The following is a 2308-nucleotide window of genomic DNA, read 5'->3' as shown; positions in this document are numbered from 1 at the left end:
CCGCCAGCATGCCGCCCCGCGCAAGCCGGTCACACCGGCTGCGGTTGCTGCGACCTCCTCGACGCCGCAAGCCGACAAGGACACGCTGGAGACCGTGATCGAGCTCGTGCGCAAGCGCAAGGCGGGCGACGCCACCAGTGCCGCGGCCACGATCTCGGATCCGGTCGCGCGAAAACTCGCGGAATGGATCATCCTTCGCAGCGAGGACAATGGCGCGACTGTGGAGCGCTACCGCGCCTTCCTGTCCGCCAATCCGAGCTGGCCCTCGCAGACCTTCCTGCGCCGGCGCCTGGAGGCCGCGATGTGGGACGACAGGCGCGACGACCAGGTCGCGTGGTCGTGGTTCGAGAACGAATCCCCCGTGTCCGCCAAGGGCCGCTTCACGCTCGCCAAGGCGATGCTGGCGCGCGGCGACCGTGCCAACGCCGAACGTCTGGTGCGCGATGCCTGGCGCAGCGACCCGATGTCGGAAGAGACCGAAAACAACGCACTCGACCAGTTCGGCGCGCTGCTGACGCCCGGCGATCAGAAGGCGCGGATGGATACGCTGCTCTACGGCAGCGAGAACGAGGCCGCATTGCGGGCTGCAAAGCGCCTCGGGGCCGGCTATGTCGCACTCGCCAAAGCCCGCATCGCCTCCCTCAAGAAAGCGCCGAACGCTCGTGCGCTGCTCGAAGCCGTGCCGCGCGAGCTGCACGGCGATCCGGGCTTCATCTTCAGCAAGATCCAGCTGCTGCGCCGCGAGGAGAAATTTGCGGAAGCCGCCCAGCTCATGCTGTCGGCACCGAAGGATCCGGGCCGGCTCTACAATCTCGACGAATGGTGGATCGAACGGCGCCTCCTGGCGCGCAAGATGATCGACACCGAGGAATTCCGCAGCGCCTATCTGATCGCGCGCGATGCGGCCCTGCCCTCGCGCGACATCTACAAGACCGAGCAAGAGTTCACCGCCGGCTGGATCGCGCTGCGCTTCCTCAACGATCCCGCGGCCGCCACCCAGCACTTTGCCCGCATCGGGATCGGCAGCGTCAATCCGACCACGCTGGCGCGCGCCGGCTATTGGCAGGGCCGCGCCGCCGAAGCTGCAGGCCGCCAGCAGGAGGCGCGCAACGCCTACGCGCGGGCCGCCGAGCAATCCACCAGCTATTACGGCCAGCTCGCACGCGCCAAGCTCGGCCTGCCGCAGATCGAGCTCAACGCTCAGCCGCGCAGCCGCGGTGCCGAACGGCTGGAGATCGTGCGCGCCGCGCAGCTGCTCTACGAGCTCGACGAGCGCGAGATGGTGATACCGTTGCTCGCCGACATGGGCGAGAACGGCGATCCCGAAGCGCTAGCCGGCCTCGGCGAGCTCACCCAGCGCCACAGCGACGCGCGCGGCATGCTGCTGCTCGGCAAGGCCGCGCTCAATCGCGGGCTGCCGTTCGATTTCTATGCCTATCCCGTCAACGGCATTCCGCAATTCACGCCGATCGGACCCGAGGTCGAGCGCAGCATCATCTACGCCATCGCGCGGCAGGAGAGCGCCTTCAATCCCTCGGTCGTCTCGCCGGCGCAGGCCTATGGGCTGATGCAGGTGACGCCGGACGCTGCGCGCTATGTCTGCAAGCGGCACGGCGGGACCTACGATCTGGGGCGTCTGAAGAACGATTCGGCCTACAACGCCACGCTCGGCTCGGCCGAGCTCGGTGGACTGCTCGAAGACTATCGCGGCTCCTACATCATGACCTTCGCCGCTTACAATGCCGGCCGCGGCAGTGTGAAGAAGTGGATCGACCGCTACGGCGATCCGCGTGACCCCAAGGTCGACGCGGTCGACTGGGTCGAGCTGATCCCGTTCTCCGAGACGCGCAACTATGTGCAGCGGATCATGGAGAACCTTCAGGTCTACCGCGCCCGCTTCGGCGGCGGCACCCGGTTGCAGATCGAGGCTGATTTGCGCCGTGGCGCCGGCAGCGTGGAATAGCGGCGTGCCTATGAGACTCGCTTGCGGCGATCCGATAACAAGGTATCCGCGCGAGGGGGTAACGCGGTCAGCTCCCGGCGTTTGAGGCGGGGCCATCAACATGGGCCGGAGTGCTCCAGACCGTACGGTGAGAAGCTGAACGAGAAGATCGTGCAGGGCGGATCGGGCGCGCCTCAATAAGAGAAGAAAAGAACTACAAACATGGATCAGGCAATGTTGAGCGTCGCCCGTGCAGTAGAGGCAGGCGCGACGACGATGAAGGGTGTGATCGACGCCACGGGACTATCTCGTCTCAAAATCGAACGTGCGTTGAATGCGCTGGAAAAGCAGAAGCTGCTGGTCCGC

At 66.2% G+C, this 2308-nt stretch carries 1 protein-coding gene and 1 pseudogene; both read left to right on the top strand.

Annotated features, from left to right (window positions below; all coding sequences use genetic code 11):
- Positions 1-1963 (top strand): lytic transglycosylase domain-containing protein (locus IVB32_RS09885; RefSeq protein ID WP_247410271.1); only part of this gene is annotated, 1963 nt, incomplete at its 5' end.
- A 201-nt stretch (positions 1964-2164) separates the two neighbouring features.
- Positions 2165-2308 (top strand): annotated as a pseudogene (locus IVB32_RS09880) (YkgJ family cysteine cluster protein); the annotation flags it as partial.

It is taken from the genome of Bradyrhizobium sp. 23, from assembly GCF_023073295.1.
In the GTDB taxonomy this organism is placed as follows: domain Bacteria; phylum Pseudomonadota; class Alphaproteobacteria; order Rhizobiales; family Xanthobacteraceae; genus Bradyrhizobium; species Bradyrhizobium canariense_D.
Note: the sequence above shows the minus strand (reverse complement) of the source record. Positions and strands in the feature narration are given on the sequence as shown.